Consider the following 19744-nt stretch of genomic DNA (forward strand, 5'->3'; position numbering starts at 1 on the left):
CGCCTCCATGACTGACACCAACGTCCACCAGGCCTTCGTCGCCGAATGCAACGAGCAGATCGCCGCCCAGGGCCAGGACCAGAAGCTCCAGGGCCTGGCACGCGACCTGTTCAACGAATCGGCCAAGCACAAGTACAGCTACCACTTCTCGTGGATGGGTCGGCCGATCATCCAGCTGCCGCAGGACATGGTCGCCATGCAGGAACTGGTGTGGCGGATCAAGCCGGACCTGATCATCGAGTGCGGCATCGCCCACGGCGGTTCGATCATCTACTACGCCTCGCTGCTGCAGCTGCTGGGCCATGGCGAGGTGCTCGGCATCGACGTCGACATCCGTCCGCACAACCGCAAGGCCATCGAGGAGCACCCGATGGCGCACCGCATCAGCATGCTCGAAGGGTCGAGCATCGCGCCGGACATGATCGCCAAGGTGCGCCAGCTCGCCGAAGGCAAGAAGGTCATCGTCGTGCTCGACTCCAACCATACCCACCAGCACGTGCTCGACGAGCTGCGGGCCTATGCGCCGCTGGTATCGGTGGACAGCTACTGCGTGGTGATGGATACCGTGGTCGAGGACATGCCGGCCGACTTCTTCCCGGACCGCCCCTGGGGCCATGGCGACAACCCCAAGACTGCCGTGTGGCAATACCTGAAAGAGAACAGCGACTTCGAGATCGACCGCCAGGTGCAGGACAAGCTGTTGCTGACCGTCGCGCCGGACGGCTATCTGCGCCGCGTGCGCTGATTCTTCCTCAAGGTCCCCAGGAACACCCTTATGCAGCTTGAAAAGAACACGCCCATCGACAGCGGCCTGCGCGAGCGCTTCACGCTGGTGTTGATCACCCATAACCGCCCGGCGTTCCTGCGCCGGACCTTGCATTACTACCGCGACTTCCCGGCGAGCATCCTGGTGCTCGACTCGTCGAACCAGGCCGATGCCACGCTGCAGGCGGACTACCCGCAGGTGGATTACCGCCACCTGCCGCAGTACACCTATCGCGGCCTGCAGGAGAAGCTCAGCTATGGCGTGAACGAAGTGCGCACGCCGTTCATGACCTTTGCCGCGGACGACGATTTCCTGTTGTTCGATGCCATGGCGCAGTCGGTGGAGTTTCTGACGCAGAATCCGGACTACGGCGTCTGCCATGGTTACGGCATGATGTACGTGGCGCACGGTACCGAGGTGCATTTCTATCGTCGGGACAAGCGTGTGCAGGAGGATTATTGCAGCGACGATCCGGCTCAGCGCCTGGTCGAGTTCATGGGCCAGTTCCTGCCACCGTTCTACGCAGTCACCCGTACCGACCTGCTGCAGCAGTGGTATGCGCTGTTGCCGCCGGGCACCAGCTTCGAATGGCAGGAGATTGGCCACACCTTCTATCTGCTGGCCAACGCCAAGGCGCGCATCCTGCCGATCCCCTACGCGGTGCGGGAGGCCAACCTGGGCGGCTCGGACCACAACACCAATGTGCTCACCGTGCTGGCCAACCGCGATGAGCGCAGCTGCCAGGAGCGCGAGCAGTTTGCCGAATTCCTCGCCTCGGTTCCCAGTGCGCTCGGCGCGCTGGGCGTCGAACAGGCCAAGCAGGTGGCCCTGGCCGGCTTCCAGGCCATGAGCGAAGGCCTGCTCAGTGGCCGGGCCCTGCACGGTTGCATGATCGTCACCTCGCGCTGGAATGTGCCCACCCCTGAGCCGCAGCGGATCTTCGGCAAGCAGCAGTTCGTCGAGATGCCGTTCTACAACCAGCCGATGTTCGACCTGCTGGCAGAGCTGGAATTTCTTATCCATGCCATGCCGTGCGGGCGCCTGCAGCTGCGTGAGCTGGAGGCCATTCTGGTGCGCCAGCAGGCGCTACTGCAGGTCAACGACAACGACAACGACCGCACGCTGCGCGCACGGCTCTGGCAGGCGCTGGCGCTGAGCCCGTTCAACCGGGTGGTGGTGCAGCGTCTGCTGGCCTCGCTCGAGGCCGCCGGTGACGAGGCCGAGGCCGCGCCCTTGCGCCCTTGGCTGGCGCGTCTGGAGGCCCTGCCGAGCTACGACAGCCAGGCGTTGCTCGATGCGCTGCCGTCCGGCCAGCTGCTGACCTGGCTGGCGGCACGTGCGCCGGATGGCGTTCAACTGAACCTGGCCAGGCAACGCCTGGCCGCCGCCAACGGCGGGCCGAGCTTCGGCATCGTGCTGCTCGACCTCGATGCGCAGATGGACAAGCTGCAGGCTACTTTCGACAGCCTGATGGCCGGGCCATGCCGTCATTTCAAGGTCGTGGTGCTGACCAGCGGCGACCTGCCGATGGCCACCCATGCGGGGCAGACCGTGCATTTCGTCAAGGCCGACGGCAAGGACTACGTGCGCAACATCAACCAGGCGGTTGCCGAGCTGGACAGCGACTGGGTCATCCTCGCCGAGGCCGGCGATCGCTTTACCGCCAGCGGGCTGCTGCGAGCCAGCCTGGAGCTGCTGGAGGTCGAGGGTATTCGTGCGGTGGCCATGGATGAGGTGCAGGTACAGGCCGATGGCCGCCTGCGCGAAGTGCTGCGCCCGGGTACCAGCCTCGACCTGTTGCAGAGCGTGCCAGGGGCGATGGCGCGGCACTGGCTGCTGCGTCGTGATCTGGTGCTGGCCGCCGGCGGGTTCGACAGCCAGTATCCGTTGGCACTGGAGTTCGACCTGCTGCTTCGCCTGATCGGCGATGACGGCCTGGCCGGCCTGGCGCACCTTGCCGAACCGCTGCTGATCTGCGCCGCGCCAAGCGCCGACAGCCAGGACCAGGAGCGCGCGGTGCTGACCCGGCGCCTGGCCGAGCGCGGCTATACCGCCACCGTCGGCTCGGTGCATCCGGGCACTCACCAGATCGACTACCGTCACCCTGAACGGCCCGTGGTGTCGGTGCTGTTGCACTGCCAGGACAATGCCGATGAGCTGCAGCGCTGCCTGGTCAGCGTCCTGCAGCGCACCCGTTACCAGAACCACGAGATCGTCATCGCCGACAACGCCAGCCAGTCGCCACCGCTGCGCGAGTGGCTGGCGAGCCTGGCGGCCGCTGGCAGCCCCGTGCGGGTGGTCCGCAGCGAACAGCCGCTGGCACCTGTGGCCATGCTCAACCTCGCCAGCCGTGAGGCCCGGGGCGAGTACCTGGTCCTGCTCGACAGCGCGGCCGAGGTGCTCAACGCCAATTGGCTGGAAGGCCTGCTCAACCAGGCTCAGCGCCCCGAGGTCGGGGTGGTCGGCGGCAAGCTGCTGGGGGCCGATGGCAAGGTGGTCGAGGCCGGGCTGGTGCTGGCGGGGCAGGCGGGCATCCGCCCGGCGTTCCAGGGTGCGGCCAAGGATGCGCCGGGTTACTTGCAACGCCTGCAGGTGGAGCACAACGTGGCGGCGGTCTCCGGCTGCCTGATGGTGCGCACGCAGGTGCTGCACGCTCTGGGTGGCCTGGATGAGCAACTGGCCACCCTCCGCGCCGCGCAGGTGGACCTGTGCCTGCAGGTTGCCGGGGCGGGTCTGCTGGTCGTCTGGACCCCGCAGGCTCAGGTGGTGCGCCATGGTGACGTGGAGCAACTGGCGGCCCCGGCGCACGCGCAGGATCCGTTCTACAACGCCGCCCACAGCCGCTGCGCGGCGTTGTTCACCCTGGATCCGCACAGCCGGGTGGGGTGGCAGGCGCTGTGCAGCTGAACGCTGCCTGCTGAGCGATGAACGCCATGGGCGCCCCCGCGCCCATGGCGTTTTCGTTTGTGTCAGCCAGGCGCTTTGCCCATTCGACAAAAAGAGCGTGACTTGAGAGTCAGAACGCGCATCTTCACTGTATATTGTCGAAACCGGGAACCGCCGCGTCGCCCCCGGACAAACCGCCAAGGATCGGATCAACCGTATCGCTTGGCGTTTTGCCGTTCGGCCCAGGCGGGTATTTCGCTGTTACTGAATTGGGAAGCCATATGATTGGCATTAAAAGCATCGCCAGTTACGTGCCGGTTGAAGGCGTGGACAACTACGCCCAAGGCGCGAAATTCGGCAAGGACCAGGATTTCATCTTTGGCAAGATCGGTTCGACCTTCTTGCCACGCAAGGAAGCCGCGCAGGAAACCTCCGACCTCTGCGTAGAGGCCGTGAACAACCTGTTCGCCGCCAATCCGTCGCTGGACCCGGCAAGCATCGATGCGGTGATCGTGGTCACCCAGAACGGGGATGCCGAAGGGCTGCCGCACACTGCGGCAATCGTCCAGCACAAGCTCGGCCTGTCGACGGCCGTCGCCGCTTTCGATATCTCCCTGGGTTGCTCGGGCTACGTGTATGGCTTGTATGCCATGAAAGGCTTCATGGAAGCCGCTGGCCTGAAGAACGGCCTGCTGATCACTGCCGACCCCTATTCGAAGATCGTCGACCCCGAAGACCGCAACACCACCATGCTGTTCGGTGATGCCGCCACCGCCACCTGGATGGGCGAGGGCGCAGCCTGGCAACTGGGCAAGTCGCTGTTCGGCAGCGACGGTGGTGGTGCCGAGCATCTGCGTACCACCGATGGCAAGTTCTTCATGAATGGTCGCCAGGTCTACAACTTCGCCCTGGTCAAGGTACCGGCGCACCTGCAGCAACTGCTCGAGGCCAGCGAGCTGCAGGCCGGCGACATCGACCTGTACTGCCTGCATCAGGGCAGCGCGGCGATCGTCGATGCGGTGTCGGCGCGCTTCATCGAAGGCGAGCACAAGCAGAAGTTCGTCAAGGACATGGTCGAGACCGGCAATACCGTGTCGTCGAGCATTCCGCTGCTGCTGGAAAAGCACGTGCTCGGCTCCCAGCACAAGCGCGTGGCCCTGAGCGGTTTCGGCGTCGGTCTGTCCTGGGGCTCGGCAATCATCGAGCGCCGCGATTGAGCGAACAGTGCTGAAGCAGACGCCGCCGTTTCCAGGCGGCGTTTTCTTTTCTGCGTGGCTGCCGCCAGTGCCTGCATTCTGGCGTCAAGACCTTGATTTCATTGAGCTGGCAGGATGCCAGCAAATTTTTTCGAAAATCCGCTAAAGAAACCCGCCCTGACGAAGATAACTATTACGAAGGTTCTCTGTGCCACACCCGGCGAATTGCCAAGGCCGGAAGCCGTAGTACCCAATCCAACGAGGAATTCGTCATGGCTTTGACCGTTAACACCAACACCACCTCTCTGGGCGTTCAGAAAAACCTGAACCGTGCTTCCGATGCTCTGAGCACCTCGATGACCCGTCTGTCTTCCGGCCTGAAAATCAACAGCGCCAAAGACGACGCCGCCGGCCTGCAGATCGCTACCCGTATGACCTCGCAGATCCGCGGTCAGACCATGGCAATCAAGAACGCCAACGACGGTATCTCGGTTGCCCAGACCGCTGAAGGCGCGATGCAAGAGCAGACCAACATCCTGCAGCGTATGCGTGAACTGGCCGTCCAGTCGCGTAACGACACCAACAGCAAGGACGACCGCGACGCTCTGAACAAAGAGTTCGCCCAGATGTCCGACGAACTGAGCCGTATCGCCAAGTCCACCCAGCTGAACGGCAAGAACCTGCTGGACGGCAGCGCTGGCGTACTGACCTTCCAGGTTGGTTCCAACTCCGGTGCCAACAACCAGATCAGCATCCGTCTGGACAGCGGTTTCGATGCCCAGACCCTGAGCGTCGACTCGGCCGCCATCGCCATCACCGGTTCGACCAGCGCCGAAGCTGAAGCCAGCATGAACGCTGCGCTGGACGCGATCGACAAGGCTCTGCAGACCATCAACACCACTCGTGCCGACCTGGGTGCTTCGCAGAACCGTCTGACCTCTACCGTCAACAACCTGCAGAACATCAACGAGAACGCCGAAGCCGCTCGTAGCCGTGTTCAGGACACCGACTTCGCTGCTGAAACTGCCCAGCTGACCAAGCAGCAGACCCTGCAGCAAGCTTCGACTTCGGTTCTGGCCCAGGCCAACCAGCTGCCTTCCGCTGTACTGAAACTGCTTCAGTAATCGCTGATGGCGACCGGCGGGGGAGTGCACGTTGAGGCGCTTCCCCGCCTTTTCATTGCGAGGTGGTAAGTCATGGACATGAGCGTCAAGCTGAACCTGTCCTACCCGACTGCTCGTCCGGCCGAACCGGCCGCCGACAAGCCGGTTGCGCGCACGGCTGAAGCGCCGCGTGGCAGTGGTATGCTGGAGGACAAGGCAGTCACGGCTGCCGAGCAGGCACACGATGCCGAAAAGGTGAAAAACGCCGTTTCGGAAATCGAGAAGTTTCTCAGTTCGACCCGACGCAACCTGGAGTTCTCCACTGATGAGGAATCCGGCAAGATCGTGGTCAAAGTCATCGCCAGCGAGACTGGAGAGCTGATTCGCCAGTTGCCCTCGGAAGAGGCCCTGCGAATCGCCCACAGCCTGAGCGATGTAAACAGTCTTTTGTTCGACGCCAAAGCCTGACCGGCGGCGAATGCCGGAAGGCGAGATTCATGTCAGTCTTGCAGGAGCAGGGCTGACGCTTCGAAAAGAGGGATAACGTTATGGCGAGCACACTCGTTTCCAGTATCGGCCAAGGTACTGGTCTGAACATCACTGACATGGTCACTGCATTGGTCACCGCCGATACTGCCGCAAAAAAGGCGCAGATCACCCGGCAGACCAGCAACAACTCGGCCATGATTTCGGGTGTGGGCTCGCTGCGCAGTGCCCTCACCGCGTACCAGGACGCGATGAAGAAGCTCAACGACCCGAAAGCGCCGTCGTTCAATGCTTATGCAGCGAAGTCGGCCAACGAGTCGGTGGTCAAGGTAACCGCAGGCAACACGGCAGTCGCCGGCAGCTACGACATCATGGTCAACAAGTTGGCCACTGGCTCCAAGGTGGCCAGCCAGTCGTTCGCCGGGGGCTCGACCTCGGCCATCAGCGCCGGCCAGCTCAGTGTCAGCCAGGGTGGCAACACCTGGAAGCTCGACATTGCCAGTGGTGCGACCCTGGAAAGCGTACGCGACCAGATCAACAAGGAGCTTGGCGTCCAGGGTATCTCGGCCAACATCGTCAACGGCGAAGGTGGTGCGCGCCTGGTGTTGAGCTCGACCACCACCGGTGCTGGCTCCGACCTGTCGCTCACCGGGATCCCCGAGCTGGAGATCGATGGCACCCAGCAGATGACCGCTGCCGGTGGCGCGGGCTACATCACCGGCCTGGCTCAGGATGCCGAGCTGACCATCGACGGGCTGAAGGTGACCAGTGCCAAGAACACCGTCGACAGCGCCATCAGCGGCATGACCCTGGAACTCACCGGTACCACGCCGGTTGGCAGCACCACCGGGACCAGCGTCACGGTGTCGGCGGACAACGATGGTTTGCAGAAGTCGATCCAGTCGTTCGTCGATGCCTACAACACTTTGCAGAAAGCCATCACCTCGTTGACCTCGACCTCCAAGGATGCCAACGACAACCTGGTGCTCGGCCCGCTGACCAACGACCCTACCACCCGTTCGTTGGTCAACGATATCCGCAAGGTGCTCTCGGAAGTGGGGGCGGGCAGCCAACTGACCACCCTGAGCCAGCTGGGCATCAACACCACCAAGGATGGCACCCTGGAGTTCAACTCCACCAAGTTCACGGCTGCGATGAGCGACAAGAAGCTGGGTTCGGAAGTGCAGGAGTTGTTCACTGGCACCAACGGCATCTTCGATCGCATGAACAAGGCCATCGATCCCTACAACTCCAGCGATGGCAGCCTTGCCACACGCAAGGCCAGCCTGGACAAGGTCGCAAAGAACCTGGCTGACCAGCAGCTGGCATTGGACCGTCGCACCGAGTCGCTGACCGAGTCGCTGACCAAGAAGTTCGTGGCCATGGACACTGCGGTAGCCAAGCTCAATGCCCAGGCCAATCAGATCAAGTCGGTATTCGATGCGCTGAACGCCCAGGCGAAGAACTCCTGATCGGCATCGCGACGCGAAAACACGAGCAAAGCGACAAAAGCCCGGCAGCGCCAGCAAGCGCGCCGGGCTTTTCGTTTTGCCGCTAAAGTTTTTTGACGTCTCGGCGATACACAGGGTACAAGCAACCTTTTTCGCAGCAACGAGGTAGATCCATGAACCCGATGTTGGCCCTTCGGCAATACCAGAAAGTCAACGGCGTGGCCCAGACATCCGAAGCCAGTCCTCACCGCCTGGTGCAGATGCTCATGCAGGGCGGGCTGGACCGCATGGCACAGGCCAAGGGTGCGATTGCGCGCAACGATATCGCCCAGAAAGGCATCCTGATCGGCAAGGCCATCGACATCATCGGCGGCCTGCGCGAGGGCCTGGATCTGGAAAACCACGCCGACAGCCTGGCCGAACTGGACAGCCTGTACACCTACATGAGCCGCCGCCTGATCGAAGCCAACGCCAAGAGTGACCCGGCCATCATCGATGAAGTGGCGCGCCTGCTGATTACCGTCAAGGAAGGTTGGGACGCCATCGGCGAGCAGTCGTCGGCTTCCTGAGCCAGGAGGAGGGTGCCATGAGCGATGTAATCGCCCGAATCGAACAGACCCGCCGGTTGTTGCTGACGGCGCTGGAGAAGCGCGACTGGGATGCAGTGGGTGAACTGGACCTCGACTGCCGCTTGCGCATCAACGATGTGCTGGGCGAGGCGCACGGCCAGGAAGCCGACGTTCGCGACAGTCTTGAGCAATTGCTGGCCGTTTACCGGCAACTGATTGAAGTTGCAAGTGGGGAGCGTCAATCAATAGTCGACGAGATGACACAAATCCGTCAGGCGAAAAATGCCGCTAAGGTATACCATCTGTTCAGCTGACCACAGATGTGCAAAAAGCCGGGCGCCATTAATTTGACTGCATCGGCTTTTTTGACTTTACTAGTGGCTGTTTTCGAATTCCAGACGTCCGAACACTGACCATTCAGTCGGAGATGTCGAGCATGCCCTGAAAAGGGCGCCGATATGACTAGGGAAGTTGCTATTGCATGTGGCGTGAAACCAAGATTCTCCTGATCGATGACGACAGTGCACGCCGCCGCGATCTGGCGGTGGTCCTGAACTTTCTCGGCGAAGAAAACCTCCCTTGCTCCAGCCAGGACTGGCAGCAAGTCGTAGGGAGCTTGTCTTCGAGTCGTGAAGTGCTCTGCGTGCTGATCGGTACCGTCAATGCCCCGGGCAGTGTCCTTGGGTTGCTTAAGACAGTGGCTGGGTGGGATGAGTTCCTTCCGGTTTTGCTGATTGGTGAAATTTCTTCTGTGGAGTTCCCGGAAGAGCTGCGCCGTCGGGTCCTGTCCAACCTCGAAATGCCGCCGAGCTACAGCCAGTTGCTCGATTCGCTGCACCGTGCCCAGGTCTATCGCGAGATGTACGACCAGGCCCGGGAGCGCGGTCGTCAGCGCGAGCCCAACCTGTTCCGCAGCCTGGTTGGCACCAGCCGTGCCATCCAGCACGTGCGGCAGATGATGCAGCAGGTGGCCGATACCGACGCCAGCGTGTTGATCCTTGGCGAGTCCGGTACTGGCAAGGAGGTGGTCGCGCGTAACCTGCACTACCACTCCAAGCGCCGCGAAGCGCCGTTCGTGCCGGTCAACTGTGGGGCGATCCCTGCCGAATTGCTGGAAAGCGAACTGTTCGGCCATGAGAAGGGCGCCTTTACCGGCGCGATCACCAGCCGTGCCGGGCGCTTCGAGCTGGCCAATGGCGGTACGCTGTTCCTCGACGAGATCGGCGACATGCCGTTGCCGATGCAGGTCAAGCTGCTGCGTGTGCTGCAGGAACGCACCTTCGAGCGCGTGGGCAGCAACAAGACCCAGAGCATCGACGTGCGCATCATTGCGGCGACCCACAAGAACCTGGAAACCATGATCGAGGGTGGGACGTTCCGCGAAGACCTGTACTACCGCCTCAATGTGTTCCCGATCGAGATGGCGCCACTGCGCGAGCGTGTGGAAGACATCCCATTGCTGATGAACGAGCTGATCTCGCGCATGGAGCACGAGAAGCGCGGTTCGATCCGCTTCAACTCCGCCTCGATCATGTCGCTGTGCCGGCATGGTTGGCCGGGCAACGTGCGGGAACTGGCCAACCTGGTCGAGCGCATGGCGATCATGCATCCGTATGGGGTGATCGGGGTGTCGGAGCTGCCGAAGAAGTTCCGTTACATCGATGACGAGGACGAGCAGCTGGTCGACAGCCTGCGCAGCGACCTCGAAGAGCGCGTGGCGATCAATGGCCATGCGCCGAACTTCAGCAATCATGCGATGTTGCCGCCGGAGGGCCTGGACCTGAAGGACTACCTCGGTAGCCTCGAGCAGGGCCTGATCCAGCAGGCGCTGGACGATGCCAACGGTATCGTTGCGCGGGCGGCTGAACGTTTGCGCATTCGCCGGACCACCCTGGTCGAGAAGATGCGCAAATACGGCATGAGCCGCCAGGGCGGCGAGGATCAGGCGGAAGACTGATTGCGCTTGGGGTGCAGGGCTTGAGGTTGATGTTGGGGCGTGCATCGAGCGCCGCCCGCGCGGCGCATCGCGGATAAATCCGCTCCTACATCTGTTTCGGGCCAGTCACTCCTGTGAAGCCAACAGGGACCGCTTGTTGGCATGGCGATGCATCTCAGGGGGCGCTGATGCCGCTCCACCTGCCTCCAGTCATGCGCCAAGGCTGATCCTGTTGGCGGCACAGGACAGACTGGCCCGAAACAGAGCCAATCCCCCATCCCCGGCACGGCTATTGCTACACCGCTGGCAACACACCGTTTTTATGACGGTCAGCCACGCGAGAGAGCACGATGCCCCAGGCCGCCCACTTTTCCCGAGTCCCTGATCCGCAGGGGCGTACCCCGGTCGAACAGGAGAGTCGACAGGGGCTGGACCAGGCATTCGCCCTGTTCGATCAGGTGTCCACCCAGCTCAACCAGTCCTACAGCATGCTCGAAGCCCGCGTCAGCGAGCTCAAGGGAGAGCTGGCGGTGGTCGGCCAGCAGCGCATGGCCGAACTGAACGAGAAGGAGCGCCTGGCCAACCGCCTGCAGAACCTGCTCGACCTGCTGCCGGGCGGGGTGATCGTGATCGACGACCAGGGCCTGGTGCGAGAAGTCAACCCGGCAGCCTGTCAATTGCTCGGCGAGCCCCTGGTCGGCCAGCTGTGGCGCCAGGTGATTGCCCGCAGCTTCGCCCCGCGCAAGGATGATGGCCATGAGGTCTCGCTGCGTGATGGTCGGCGCCTGTCCATTGCCACGCGCTCGCTGGATGCTGAGCCCGGCCAGCTGGTGTTGCTCAACGACCTGACTGAAACCCGTCGCCTGCAGGATCAGCTGGCGCGCCATGAGCGCCTGTCGTCGCTGGGGCGCATGGTCGCCTCGCTGGCCCATCAGATCCGTACGCCGTTGTCGGCGGCCATGCTCTATGCCAGCCATCTGGCCGACAGCGAGCGTGAACTTGCGCCAGAAACCCGCCAGCGCTTCGCCGGCAGCCTCAAGGAGCGCTTGCACGAACTGGAGCACCAGGTACGCGACATGCTGGTGTTTGCCCGCGGCGAGCTGCCACTGGTTGATCGGTTGACCCCGAAGGGCCTGTTCCAGGCCCTGCAGCAAGCTGCCCAGGCCCATGTGCAAGGGCACGCGGTGCGCTGGCAATGCGACTGCCACCTGGGTGAGTTGCTGTGCAATCGCGACACCCTGGTGGGCGCCTTGCTCAACCTGATCGAGAACGCTTTGCAGGCCAGCGACAGCCCGGCGCGGCTCAAGGTGCACCTGTTCCGTCGCCAGCACACCCTGCATCTGACCGTCAGCGATGCCGGCAGCGGTATCGATGCGCAGCTGCTGGGGCGCCTGGGTGAACCGTTCCTGACCACCAAGGCCACCGGTACCGGGCTCGGCTTGGCGGTGGTCAAGGCCGTGGTGCGTGCGCACCAGGGCACGCTTGCGCTGCGTTCGAAAGTCGGGCGTGGCACCTGTGTAAAGGTGGAGCTGCCGTTGATAAGCGGGCAGGCAGCGGAGGTCGTGTGATGGCAATCAAGGTGCTGCTGGTCGAGGACGACCGCGTGTTGCGCCAGGCGCTGGGCGATACCCTGGAAATCGGCGGGTTTGCCTTCGATGCGGTCGGCAGCGCCGAAGAGGCGCTGGAGGCGGTGGCGGGCGAGGCTTACAGCCTGGTGGTCAGTGACGTGAACATGCCGGGCATGGACGGTCATCAGTTGCTGGCCCAGCTACGACGGCAGCAGCCACAGTTGCCTGTGCTGTTGATGACCGCCCACGCGGCCGTCGAGCGCGCGGTGCAGGCCATGCGTGAGGGGGCTGCGGATTACCTGGTCAAGCCGTTCGAGCCCAAGGCGTTGCTGAGCCTGGTCGAGCGGCATGCCGCCGGGCGCCTGACGGCAGTCGACAGCGAGGGGCCGGTGGCGTGCGAGGCCGCCAGCCGGCAGCTGCTGGAGCTGGCAGCGCGTGTGGCCCGCAGCGACTCGACCGTGCTCATTTCCGGCGAATCGGGCACCGGCAAGGAAGTATTGGCGCGCTACATCCATCAGCAGTCGCCGCGGGCGGCGCAGCCATTCGTTGCTATCAACTGCGCGGCGATCCCGGACAACATGCTCGAGGCCACGCTGTTCGGCCACGAGAAGGGCGCTTTCACCGGGGCCATCGCTGCCCAGGCCGGCAAGTTCGAGCAGGCCGAGGGCGGCACCTTGCTGCTCGACGAGATCTCCGAAATGCCCCTTGGCCTGCAAGCCAAGTTGTTGCGGGTGCTGCAGGAGCGCGAGGTGGAGCGGGTCGGTGGGCGCAAGCCGATCACCCTGGACATCCGCGTGCTGGCTACCAGCAACCGCGACATGGCGGGCGAAGTGGCGGCGGGGCGCTTCCGCGAAGACCTGTATTACCGCCTTTCGGTGTTCCCGCTGGCCTGGCAGCCACTGCGCGAGCGTGCTGGCGATATCCTGCCGCTGGCCGAGCGCTTGCTCGCTCGCCACGTGGCGAAGATGAAGCATGCGCCGGTGCGGCTGTCTGCCGGGGCGCGTGCCTGTCTGCAGGCGCATGCCTGGCCGGGCAACGTGCGCGAGCTGGACAATGCTGTGCAGCGGGCGTTGATCCTGCAGCAGGGCGGGGTGATCGAGGCGGCAGATTTTTGTCTGGCAGGCGCCATTCCATTGTCGGCTGCAGGGGTGGCCGCGGTTTCGCCATCGCCTGCACAGGTGACGCAGGACTCCGGTGGCCTGGGTGACGACATGCGTCGTCATGAATTTCAGATGATCATCGACACCCTGCGCGCCGAGCGGGGGCGGCGCAAGGAAGCTGCCGAAAAGCTGGGCATCAGCCCGCGTACCTTACGCTACAAGCTGGCGCAGATGCGTGATGCCGGGCTCGATGTGGAAGCCAGCCTGTTCGGCTGAAACAGTCATTTATAAGTTTGCGGGGCGGGCTGGCACATGAGTTGCTAGTTCAGCGCTATCCGCCGCATGAGTGTCAAAAAAATGCGGCCGCCGGAGAGAGAAGGTCATGAGCCAAGGTGTTGAATTCAATCGTCTGATGTTGGACATGCGGGCCATGCAGGCCGATGCCATGTCGTTGCCCAAAGCCACTGTCGCCCCCGAACTGGCGCCTGGCCAAAGCAGCTTTGCCGACATGCTTGGCCAGGCCATCGGCAAGGTCAACCAGACCCAGCAGGCGTCGACCCAGCTCGCCAATGCCTTCGAGATCGGCAAGAGCGGCGTGGACCTGACCGACGTGATGATTGCCTCGCAGAAAGCCAGTGTGTCCATGCAGGCATTGACCCAGGTACGCAACAAGCTGGTCCAGGCGTACCAGGACATCATGCAGATGCCGGTTTGAGGGCGGAAGTAAGTCATGGCTGAAGCAGTCGTCGAAAACGCCCCCGCCAAGAGCGGTGCGCCAGGTTCAAAGCCACCGTTCCTGAACATGGCGTTCCTGGAGAACATCTCGCAGATGCCCATGCTGCGTCAGGTCGGCCTGCTGGTCGGCTTGGCAGCCAGCGTGGCGATCGGCTTCGCCGTGGTGCTGTGGTCGCAACAACCGGATTACCGGCCGCTGTACGGCAGCCTGGCTGGCATGGACACCAAGCAGGTCATGGACACCCTGGCCTCTGCAGACATCCCCTATCACGTCGAGCCCAACTCCGGTGCTCTGCTGGTCAAGGCCGACGACCTCTCCCGTGCGCGCCTGAAACTGGCGGCTGCCGGCGTGGCGCCGAGCGATGGCACTGTCGGCTTCGAACTGCTCGACAAGGAGCAGGGGCTGGGCACCAGCCAGTTCATGGAAACCACCCGTTATCGCCGCGGCCTGGAAGGTGAACTGGCGCGAACCGTTTCCAGCCTGAACAACGTCAAGGCCGCCCGCGTGCACCTGGCGATCCCGAAAAGCTCGGTATTCGTGCGTGACGAGCGCAAGCCCAGCGCCTCGGTACTGGTCGAACTGTACCCGGGCCGTTCGCTGGAAGCGGGCCAGGTCATGGCTATCGTCAACCTGGTCGCCACCAGTGTGCCCGAGCTGGACAAGTCGCAAGTGACCGTGGTCGACCAGCGCGGCAACCTGCTCTCCGAGCAGTTGCAGGACACCGCGCTGACCATGGCCGGCAAGCAGTTCGACTACAGCCGCCGCATGGAAGGCATGCTGACCCAGCGTGTGCACAACATCCTGCAGCCGGTGCTGGGCAATGACCGTTACAAGGCCGAGGTCTCCGCCGACCTGGACTTCAGTACGGTCGAGTCGACCTCCGAACAGTTCAACCCGGACCAGCCGGCGCTGCGCAGCGAACAGGCAGTCAATGAACAGCGCGCCAGCAGCCAAGGCCCGCAGGGCGTGCCGGGCGCGCTGAGCAACCAGCCGCCAGGGCCGGCGTCGGCGCCGCAAACCACCGGGGGTACCGCCGGGGCGGCCGCTGCCATCCAGCCTGGCCAGCCGCTGGTGGATGCCAACGGTCAACAGATCATGGACCCGGCCACCGGCCAGCCGATGCTGGCGCCGTACCCGTCGGACAAGCGTGAGCAGACCACCAAGAACTTCGAGTTGGACCGTTCGATCAGCCACACCCGTCAGCAGCAGGGTCGCCTGACCCGCCTGTCGGTGGCGGTGGTGGTCGACGACCAGGTCAAGGTCGATGCCAATGGCGAAACCACCCGTGCGCCATGGGGTGCCGAAGACCTGGCGCGCTTCACGCGCCTGGTGCAGGACGCGGTGGGCTTCGATGCCAGCCGTGGCGACAGTGTGACCGTGATCAACGTGCCGTTCGCCGCCGACCGTGGCGAAGAGATCGCCGATATCGCGTTCTACCAGCAGCCGTGGTTCTGGGACATCGTCAAGCAGGTGCTGGGCGTGCTGTTCATCCTGGTGCTGGTGTTCGGCGTGCTCCGCCCGGTGCTCAACAACATCACCGGTGGCGGCAAGCAGGCTGCTGCGGACAGCGACATGGAACTGGGCGGGATGATCGGTCTGGATGGCGAACTGGCCAACGACCGTGTCAGCCTCGGTGGCCCGTCAAGCATTCTGTTGCCGAGCCCGACCGAGGGTTACGAAGCACAGCTCAACGCAATCAAAGGCCTGGTGGCCGAAGACCCGGGCCGTGTAGCCCAGGTCGTCAAAGAGTGGATCAACGCCGATGAGTGACAATCGAGCCATTACCGCCAAGCTGAGCCGTGTCGACAAGGCAGCCATCCTGCTGCTGTCGCTCGGTGAGACCGATGCAGCACAAGTGCTGCGACACATGGGCCCGAAGGAAGTGCAGCGGGTCGGTGTGGCGATGGCGCAGATGGGCACCGTGCACCGCGAGCAGGTCGAGCAGGTGATGAGCGAGTTCGTCGAGATCGTCGGCGACCAGACCAGCCTGGGCGTGGGCTCTGACGCCTATATCCGCAAGATGCTCAACCAGGCCCTGGGCGAGGACAAGGCCAACGGCCTGGTCGACCGCATCCTGCTCGGTGGCAACACCAGCGGCCTGGACAGCCTCAAGTGGATGGAGCCGCGTGCCGTGGCCGATGTGATCCGCTACGAGCACCCGCAGATCCAGGCCATCGTGGTCGCCTACCTCGACCCCGACCAGGCCGGTGAAGTGCTGAGCAACTTCGACCACAAGGTGCGCCTGGACATCGTCCTGCGCGTGTCGTCGCTCAATACCGTGCAGCCGGCGGCGCTCAAGGAGCTGAACCAGATCCTCGAGAAGCAGTTCTCGGGCAACTCCAACGCTGCGCGCACCACCCTGGGTGGCATCAAGCGCGCCGCCGACATCATGAACTTCCTCGACAGTTCGGTGGAAGGTGCGCTGATGGACGCGATCCGCGAGATCGACAGCGACCTGTCGGAGCAGATCGAAGACCTGATGTTCGTCTTCAACAACCTGGCCGACGTCGACGACCGTGGCATCCAGGCCCTGCTGCGCGAGGTCTCTTCCGACGTGCTGGTGGTGTCGCTCAAGGGCGCCGACGAGCGGGTCAAGGACAAGATCTTCAAGAACATGTCCAAGCGTGCCTCCGAGCTGCTGCGCGACGACCTCGAGGCCAAGGGCCCGGTGCGCGTGAGCGACGTGGAAACGGCGCAGAAGGAAATCCTCACCATCGCCCGCCGCATGGCCGAGGCCGGCGAGATCGTACTCGGCGGCAAGGGTGCCGAGGAAATGATTTAAGGTCAGCGAGTTCTCCCGGCTGACGCTGCCCTCCGTGGGAGCGGGTTTGCCCGCGAAGGCGTCAGCCTGGGAGAGTGCGGTTGCCGCTGCCGACGCATTCGCGGGTACACCCGCTCCCACAGGGATCGCGTTGGCTGAACAGGGTTTTGAGAACAGCACAGCATGCCCAGCAGAGAATCCCATCCCAGCGACCTGATCCGCGCCCGCGACCTCGAGGGGTTCGATGTCTGGGCGTTGCCCAGCTTCGACCCGGAGCCTGAGCCGGAACCCGAGCCAGAGCCGGAAGTCATCGAGGAAGAAGTCGAGGAAGTACCGCTGGAAGAAGTCCAGCCCCTGACCCTCGAAGAACTCGAAGCGATCCGCCAGGAGGCCTACAACGAAGGCTTCGCCACCGGCGAGCGCGAGGGCTTCCACAGCACCCAGCTGAAAGTGCGCCAGGAGGCCGAGGAAGCGCTTGCCGCCAAGCTGGCCAGCCTGGAGCAGCTGATGGGGCATTTGCTGGAGCCGATCGCCGAGCAGGACACGCAGATCGAACGCAGCCTGGTGCATCTGGTTGCGCACATGGCTCGGCAGGTCATCGGCCGTGAACTGCGCAGCGACTCCAGCCAGATCACCCAGGTGCTGCGTGAGGCGCTGAAGCTGCTGCCGATGGGCGCCGACAACATTCGCATCCACCTCAACCCGCAGGACTTCGAGCAGGTCAAGGCGTTGCGCGAACGCCATGAGGAGCGCTGGAAGCTGCTCGAAGACGAGGCCCTGCTGCCGGGCGGCTGCCGCATCGAGACCTTGCACAGCCGCATCGACGCGACCATGGAGACGCGCATCGAGAAAGCCGTGGCGCAACTGTTCGACCAACTGCACGACCAGGCCCTGCACCCGGCGACACCAGACCTGTCGATCGAACTGGACGCCCGCGATGCGCCTTGACCGCACCAGCTTTGGCAAGCGCCTGGGTGGCTACGCCGAGGCGATCGGGCTGCCGGTGCAGCCGGTGGTCGAAGGCCGCCTGTTGCGCATGGTCGGCCTCACGCTCGAAGCCGAAGGGCTGCGCGCTGCGGTGGGCGGGCGTTGCCTGGTGATCAACGACGACAGCTACCACCCGGTGCAGGTCGAAGCCGAGGTGATGGGCTTTGCCGGCAACAAGGTGTTCCTGATGCCGGTGGGCAGCATTGCCGGCATCGCGCCGGGTGCCCGCGTGGTGCCGCTGGACGACAGCGGCCGCCTGCCCATGGGCATGAGCATGCTCGGCCGGGTGCTCGATGGTGCCGGCCGCGCCCTCGATGGCAAGGGCGGCATGCGCGCCGAGGATTGGGTGCCGATGGACGGCCCGGTCATCAACCCCCTCAACCGTGACCCGATCAGCAAGCCGCTGGACGTGGGCATTCGCAGCATCAATGGCTTGCTCACCGTCGGTCGTGGCCAGCGCCTGGGCCTGTTCGCCGGTACCGGCGTGGGTAAATCGGTGTTGCTGGGCATGATGACCCGCTTCACCGAGGCGGACATCATCGTGGTCGGGCTGATTGGCGAGCGGGGGCGCGAGGTCAAGGAATTCATCGAGCACATCCTCGGCGAGGAAGGGCTCAAGCGCTCGGTGGTGGTGGCATCGCCTGCTGACGATGCGCCACTGATGCGTTTGCGTGCTGCCATGTACTGCACACGCATTGCCGAGTATTTCCGCGACAAGGGCAAGAACGTCCTGCTGCTGATGGACTCGCTGACCCGTTTCGCCCAGGCCCAGCGCGAAATTGCCCTGGCCATCGGCGAACCGCCGGCCACCCGTGGCTACCCGCCGTCGGTGTTCGCCAAGCTGCCCAAGCTGGTCGAGCGCGCGGGTAACGGCGAGCCTGGTGGCGGCTCGATCACGGCGTTCTACACCGTGCTGTCCGAGGGTGACGACCAGCAGGATCCGATCGCCGACTCGGCGCGGGGTGTGCTCGACGGCCACTTCGTGCTGTCCCGGCGCCTGGCCGAGGAAGGCCATTATCCGGCCATCGACATCGAGGCCTCGATCAGTCGGGTCATGCCGCAGGTGGTCGATGCCGACCACCTGCGCCAGGCCCAGAAATTCAAGCAGCTGTGGTCGCGCCTGTCGCAAAGCCGTGACCTGATCAGCGTGGGCGCCTATGTCGCCGGTGGCGATCCGGAAACCGACCTGGCCATTGCCTTGCAGCCCAAACTGGTGGATTTCCTGCGCCAGGGCCTGGACGAGAATGTCGGCATGGGCCAGAGCCGCGACGAGCTGGAGGCGATCTTCACGCCCCCGGCCAAAGGCTGATAGCCCATGAGCCAGCCCGGTCGCGCAGCGCGCCTGGCCCCGGTGGTCGACATGGCCGAAGAGGCTGAGCGCAAGGCTGCCCAGCGGGTGGGGCACTTCCAGCAGCTGGTGGTCCAGGCCCAGGCCAAGCTGGCCGAGCTGGAATCGTTCCGCGAAGGGTACCAGGCGCAGTGGATCAATCGAGGCGGGCAGGGCGTGAATGGCAGCTGGCTGCTCAACTATCAGCGCTTCCTGGCCCAGCTGGAAACAGCCATGACCCAGCAGCGGCAGAGCCTGGCCTGGCATGAGAACAACCTGAAGAATGCCCGTGGCACCTGGCAGCAAGCCTATGCCCGGGTGGAAGGGCTGCGCAAGCTGGTGCAGCGCTACATGGACGAGGCACGGCGGGCCGAAGACAAGCGTGAGCAGCGCTTGCTGGACGAGTTGTCGCAGCGCTTGCCGCGGCAAGGCCATCTATAGCCTGCACTGGCCTTTTCGCGGCTTTACCCGCGAAGAGGCCGGTGCAGGCTTACCTTGATAGTCCAGCCCCGGGCTGCTAAACCTTGAAGAGTTGCATTCGCCATCATCGAAGGAATCGCTAGCATGGCAGTCGAGACTGATTTTTCGCAGGACGGGAAAAAACTCACGATCAAGGTCAAGGGGCGCTTCGATTTTGGCAAGCATCAGGAATTCCGTGATGCCTACGAGCGCCAAGAGAACAAGCCCGATTCGGTAGTGGTCGACCTGAAGGAGGCGACCTACCTGGACAGCTCTGCGCTGGGCATGCTCCTGCTGTTACGTGATCATGCCGGGGGTGACGATTCGGACGTACGCGTGGTGCATGCCAACTCCGACGTGCGCAAGATCCTGGCCATTTCCAATTTCGAAAAACTGTTCGATATCAGTTGAGT

Annotated in this window: 18 protein-coding genes; all 18 read left to right on the forward strand. The window is 63.6% G+C overall.

Translation table 11 applies throughout. The features are described 5' to 3' along the window. The first annotated feature begins 7 nt into the window (after window positions 1-7). Entirely contained in the window at window positions 8-745 is a 738-nt protein-coding gene (locus tag HU738_RS20305; RefSeq protein WP_176508770.1) for a cephalosporin hydroxylase family protein, read from the forward strand. 30 nt (window positions 746-775) lie between these two features. Continuing rightward, entirely contained in the window at window positions 776-3673 is a 2898-nt protein-coding gene (locus HU738_RS20310; RefSeq protein WP_186603252.1) for a TIGR00180 family glycosyltransferase, read from the forward strand. 260 nt (window positions 3674-3933) lie between these two features. Next, window positions 3934-4869 (forward strand): ketoacyl-ACP synthase III, encoded by a 936-nt coding sequence (locus tag HU738_RS20315; RefSeq protein WP_176508772.1) that lies wholly within the window; start codon window positions 3934-3936, stop codon window positions 4867-4869. 251 nt (window positions 4870-5120) lie between these two features. Continuing rightward, on the forward strand, window positions 5121-5972 hold the full coding sequence (locus tag HU738_RS20320; RefSeq protein WP_054886307.1) for a flagellin domain-containing protein: 852 nt from the start codon (window positions 5121-5123) through the stop codon (window positions 5970-5972). A 72-nt stretch (window positions 5973-6044) separates the two neighbouring features. Continuing rightward, a complete protein-coding gene (locus tag HU738_RS20325) occupies window positions 6045-6419 on the forward strand; it encodes a flagellar protein FlaG (protein ID WP_054886306.1) in 375 nt (124 codons plus the stop codon). An 80-nt stretch (window positions 6420-6499) separates the two neighbouring features. Continuing rightward, a complete protein-coding gene (fliD, locus tag HU738_RS20330) occupies window positions 6500-7909 on the forward strand; it encodes a flagellar filament capping protein FliD (RefSeq protein WP_186603253.1) in 1410 nt (469 codons plus the stop codon). 152 nt (window positions 7910-8061) lie between these two features. Continuing rightward, a complete protein-coding gene (gene fliS / locus HU738_RS20335; protein ID WP_054886304.1) occupies window positions 8062-8457 on the forward strand; it encodes a flagellar export chaperone FliS in 396 nt (131 codons plus the stop codon). 17 nt (window positions 8458-8474) lie between these two features. Continuing rightward, complete coding sequence (locus HU738_RS20340) at window positions 8475-8771, forward strand: flagellar protein FliT (protein ID WP_099814208.1); 297 nt, start codon at window positions 8475-8477, stop codon at window positions 8769-8771. Between the two features lie 167 nt (window positions 8772-8938). Next, the gene (gene fleQ, locus HU738_RS20345; RefSeq protein WP_099814207.1) at window positions 8939-10414 is read left to right on the forward strand and encodes a transcriptional regulator FleQ; all 1476 of its coding nucleotides are present in this window, start codon (window positions 8939-8941) and stop codon (window positions 10412-10414) included. Between the two features lie 329 nt (window positions 10415-10743). Then, window positions 10744-11961 (forward strand): sensor histidine kinase, encoded by a 1218-nt coding sequence (locus HU738_RS20350; RefSeq protein WP_186603254.1) that lies wholly within the window; start codon window positions 10744-10746, stop codon window positions 11959-11961. Further along, complete coding sequence (locus HU738_RS20355) at window positions 11961-13337, forward strand: sigma-54-dependent transcriptional regulator (RefSeq protein WP_186603255.1); 1377 nt, start codon at window positions 11961-11963, stop codon at window positions 13335-13337. The genes HU738_RS20350 and HU738_RS20355 overlap by 1 nt, the downstream gene beginning before the upstream one ends. A gap of 106 nt (window positions 13338-13443) precedes the next feature. Further along, window positions 13444-13776, forward strand: a complete 333-nt coding sequence (fliE, locus tag HU738_RS20360; protein ID WP_176506615.1) for a flagellar hook-basal body complex protein FliE — start codon at window positions 13444-13446, stop codon at window positions 13774-13776. Window positions 13777-13791: 15 nt separating this feature from the next. Continuing rightward, window positions 13792-15567, forward strand: coding sequence for a flagellar basal-body MS-ring/collar protein FliF (gene fliF / locus HU738_RS20365; protein ID WP_186603256.1), 1776 nt, complete (start codon window positions 13792-13794; stop codon window positions 15565-15567). Further along, window positions 15560-16579 carry a flagellar motor switch protein FliG gene (gene fliG, locus HU738_RS20370; RefSeq protein WP_054887156.1) on the forward strand — a complete coding sequence of 340 codons (1020 nt, stop codon included), beginning with the start codon at window positions 15560-15562 and terminating at the stop codon, window positions 16577-16579. The genes fliF and fliG overlap by 8 nt, the downstream gene beginning before the upstream one ends. A gap of 162 nt (window positions 16580-16741) precedes the next feature. Further along, on the forward strand, window positions 16742-17506 hold the full coding sequence (fliH, locus tag HU738_RS20375; RefSeq protein WP_186603257.1) for a flagellar assembly protein FliH: 765 nt from the start codon (window positions 16742-16744) through the stop codon (window positions 17504-17506). Next, window positions 17496-18854 carry a flagellar protein export ATPase FliI gene (gene fliI, locus HU738_RS20380; RefSeq protein ID WP_186603258.1) on the forward strand — a complete coding sequence of 453 codons (1359 nt, stop codon included), beginning with the start codon at window positions 17496-17498 and terminating at the stop codon, window positions 18852-18854. The genes fliH and fliI overlap by 11 nt, the downstream gene beginning before the upstream one ends. 6 nt (window positions 18855-18860) lie before the next feature. Beyond that, window positions 18861-19313, forward strand: a complete 453-nt coding sequence (gene fliJ / locus HU738_RS20385) for a flagellar export protein FliJ (protein WP_186603259.1) — start codon at window positions 18861-18863, stop codon at window positions 19311-19313. A 123-nt stretch (window positions 19314-19436) separates the two neighbouring features. Continuing rightward, window positions 19437-19742: an STAS domain-containing protein gene (locus HU738_RS20390; protein ID WP_176506610.1), complete on the forward strand. Its 306-nt coding sequence runs from the start codon at window positions 19437-19439 to the stop codon at window positions 19740-19742. The last annotated feature ends 2 nt before the right edge of the window (window positions 19743-19744 follow it).

Source organism: Pseudomonas vlassakiae, from assembly GCF_014269035.2.
In the GTDB taxonomy this organism is placed as follows: Bacteria; Pseudomonadota; Gammaproteobacteria; order Pseudomonadales; family Pseudomonadaceae; genus Aquipseudomonas; species Aquipseudomonas vlassakiae.

Coding starts and splice junctions, on each gene's coding strand:
- HU738_RS20340 (WP_099814208.1), top strand. CDS start 8,475: ATGAGCGATGTAATCGCCCGAATCGAACAGACCCGCCGGTTGTTGCTG.
- fliD (WP_186603253.1), top strand. CDS start 6,500: ATGGCGAGCACACTCGTTTCCAGTATCGGCCAAGGTACTGGTCTGAAC.
- HU738_RS20355 (WP_186603255.1), top strand. CDS start 11,961: ATGGCAATCAAGGTGCTGCTGGTCGAGGACGACCGCGTGTTGCGCCAG.
- HU738_RS20350 (WP_186603254.1), top strand. CDS start 10,744: ATGCCCCAGGCCGCCCACTTTTCCCGAGTCCCTGATCCGCAGGGGCGT.
- HU738_RS20310 (WP_186603252.1), top strand. CDS start 776: ATGCAGCTTGAAAAGAACACGCCCATCGACAGCGGCCTGCGCGAGCGC.
- HU738_RS20305 (WP_176508770.1), top strand. CDS start 8: ATGACTGACACCAACGTCCACCAGGCCTTCGTCGCCGAATGCAACGAG.
- HU738_RS20325 (WP_054886306.1), top strand. CDS start 6,045: ATGGACATGAGCGTCAAGCTGAACCTGTCCTACCCGACTGCTCGTCCG.
- fleQ (WP_099814207.1), top strand. CDS start 8,939: ATGTGGCGTGAAACCAAGATTCTCCTGATCGATGACGACAGTGCACGC.
- fliH (WP_186603257.1), top strand. CDS start 16,742: ATGCCCAGCAGAGAATCCCATCCCAGCGACCTGATCCGCGCCCGCGAC.
- HU738_RS20315 (WP_176508772.1), top strand. CDS start 3,934: ATGATTGGCATTAAAAGCATCGCCAGTTACGTGCCGGTTGAAGGCGTG.
- HU738_RS20390 (WP_176506610.1), top strand. CDS start 19,437: ATGGCAGTCGAGACTGATTTTTCGCAGGACGGGAAAAAACTCACGATC.
- fliG (WP_054887156.1), top strand. CDS start 15,560: ATGAGTGACAATCGAGCCATTACCGCCAAGCTGAGCCGTGTCGACAAG.
- HU738_RS20320 (WP_054886307.1), top strand. CDS start 5,121: ATGGCTTTGACCGTTAACACCAACACCACCTCTCTGGGCGTTCAGAAA.
- fliI (WP_186603258.1), top strand. CDS start 17,496: ATGCGCCTTGACCGCACCAGCTTTGGCAAGCGCCTGGGTGGCTACGCC.
- fliJ (WP_186603259.1), top strand. CDS start 18,861: ATGAGCCAGCCCGGTCGCGCAGCGCGCCTGGCCCCGGTGGTCGACATG.
- fliS (WP_054886304.1), top strand. CDS start 8,062: ATGAACCCGATGTTGGCCCTTCGGCAATACCAGAAAGTCAACGGCGTG.
- fliE (WP_176506615.1), top strand. CDS start 13,444: ATGAGCCAAGGTGTTGAATTCAATCGTCTGATGTTGGACATGCGGGCC.
- fliF (WP_186603256.1), top strand. CDS start 13,792: ATGGCTGAAGCAGTCGTCGAAAACGCCCCCGCCAAGAGCGGTGCGCCA.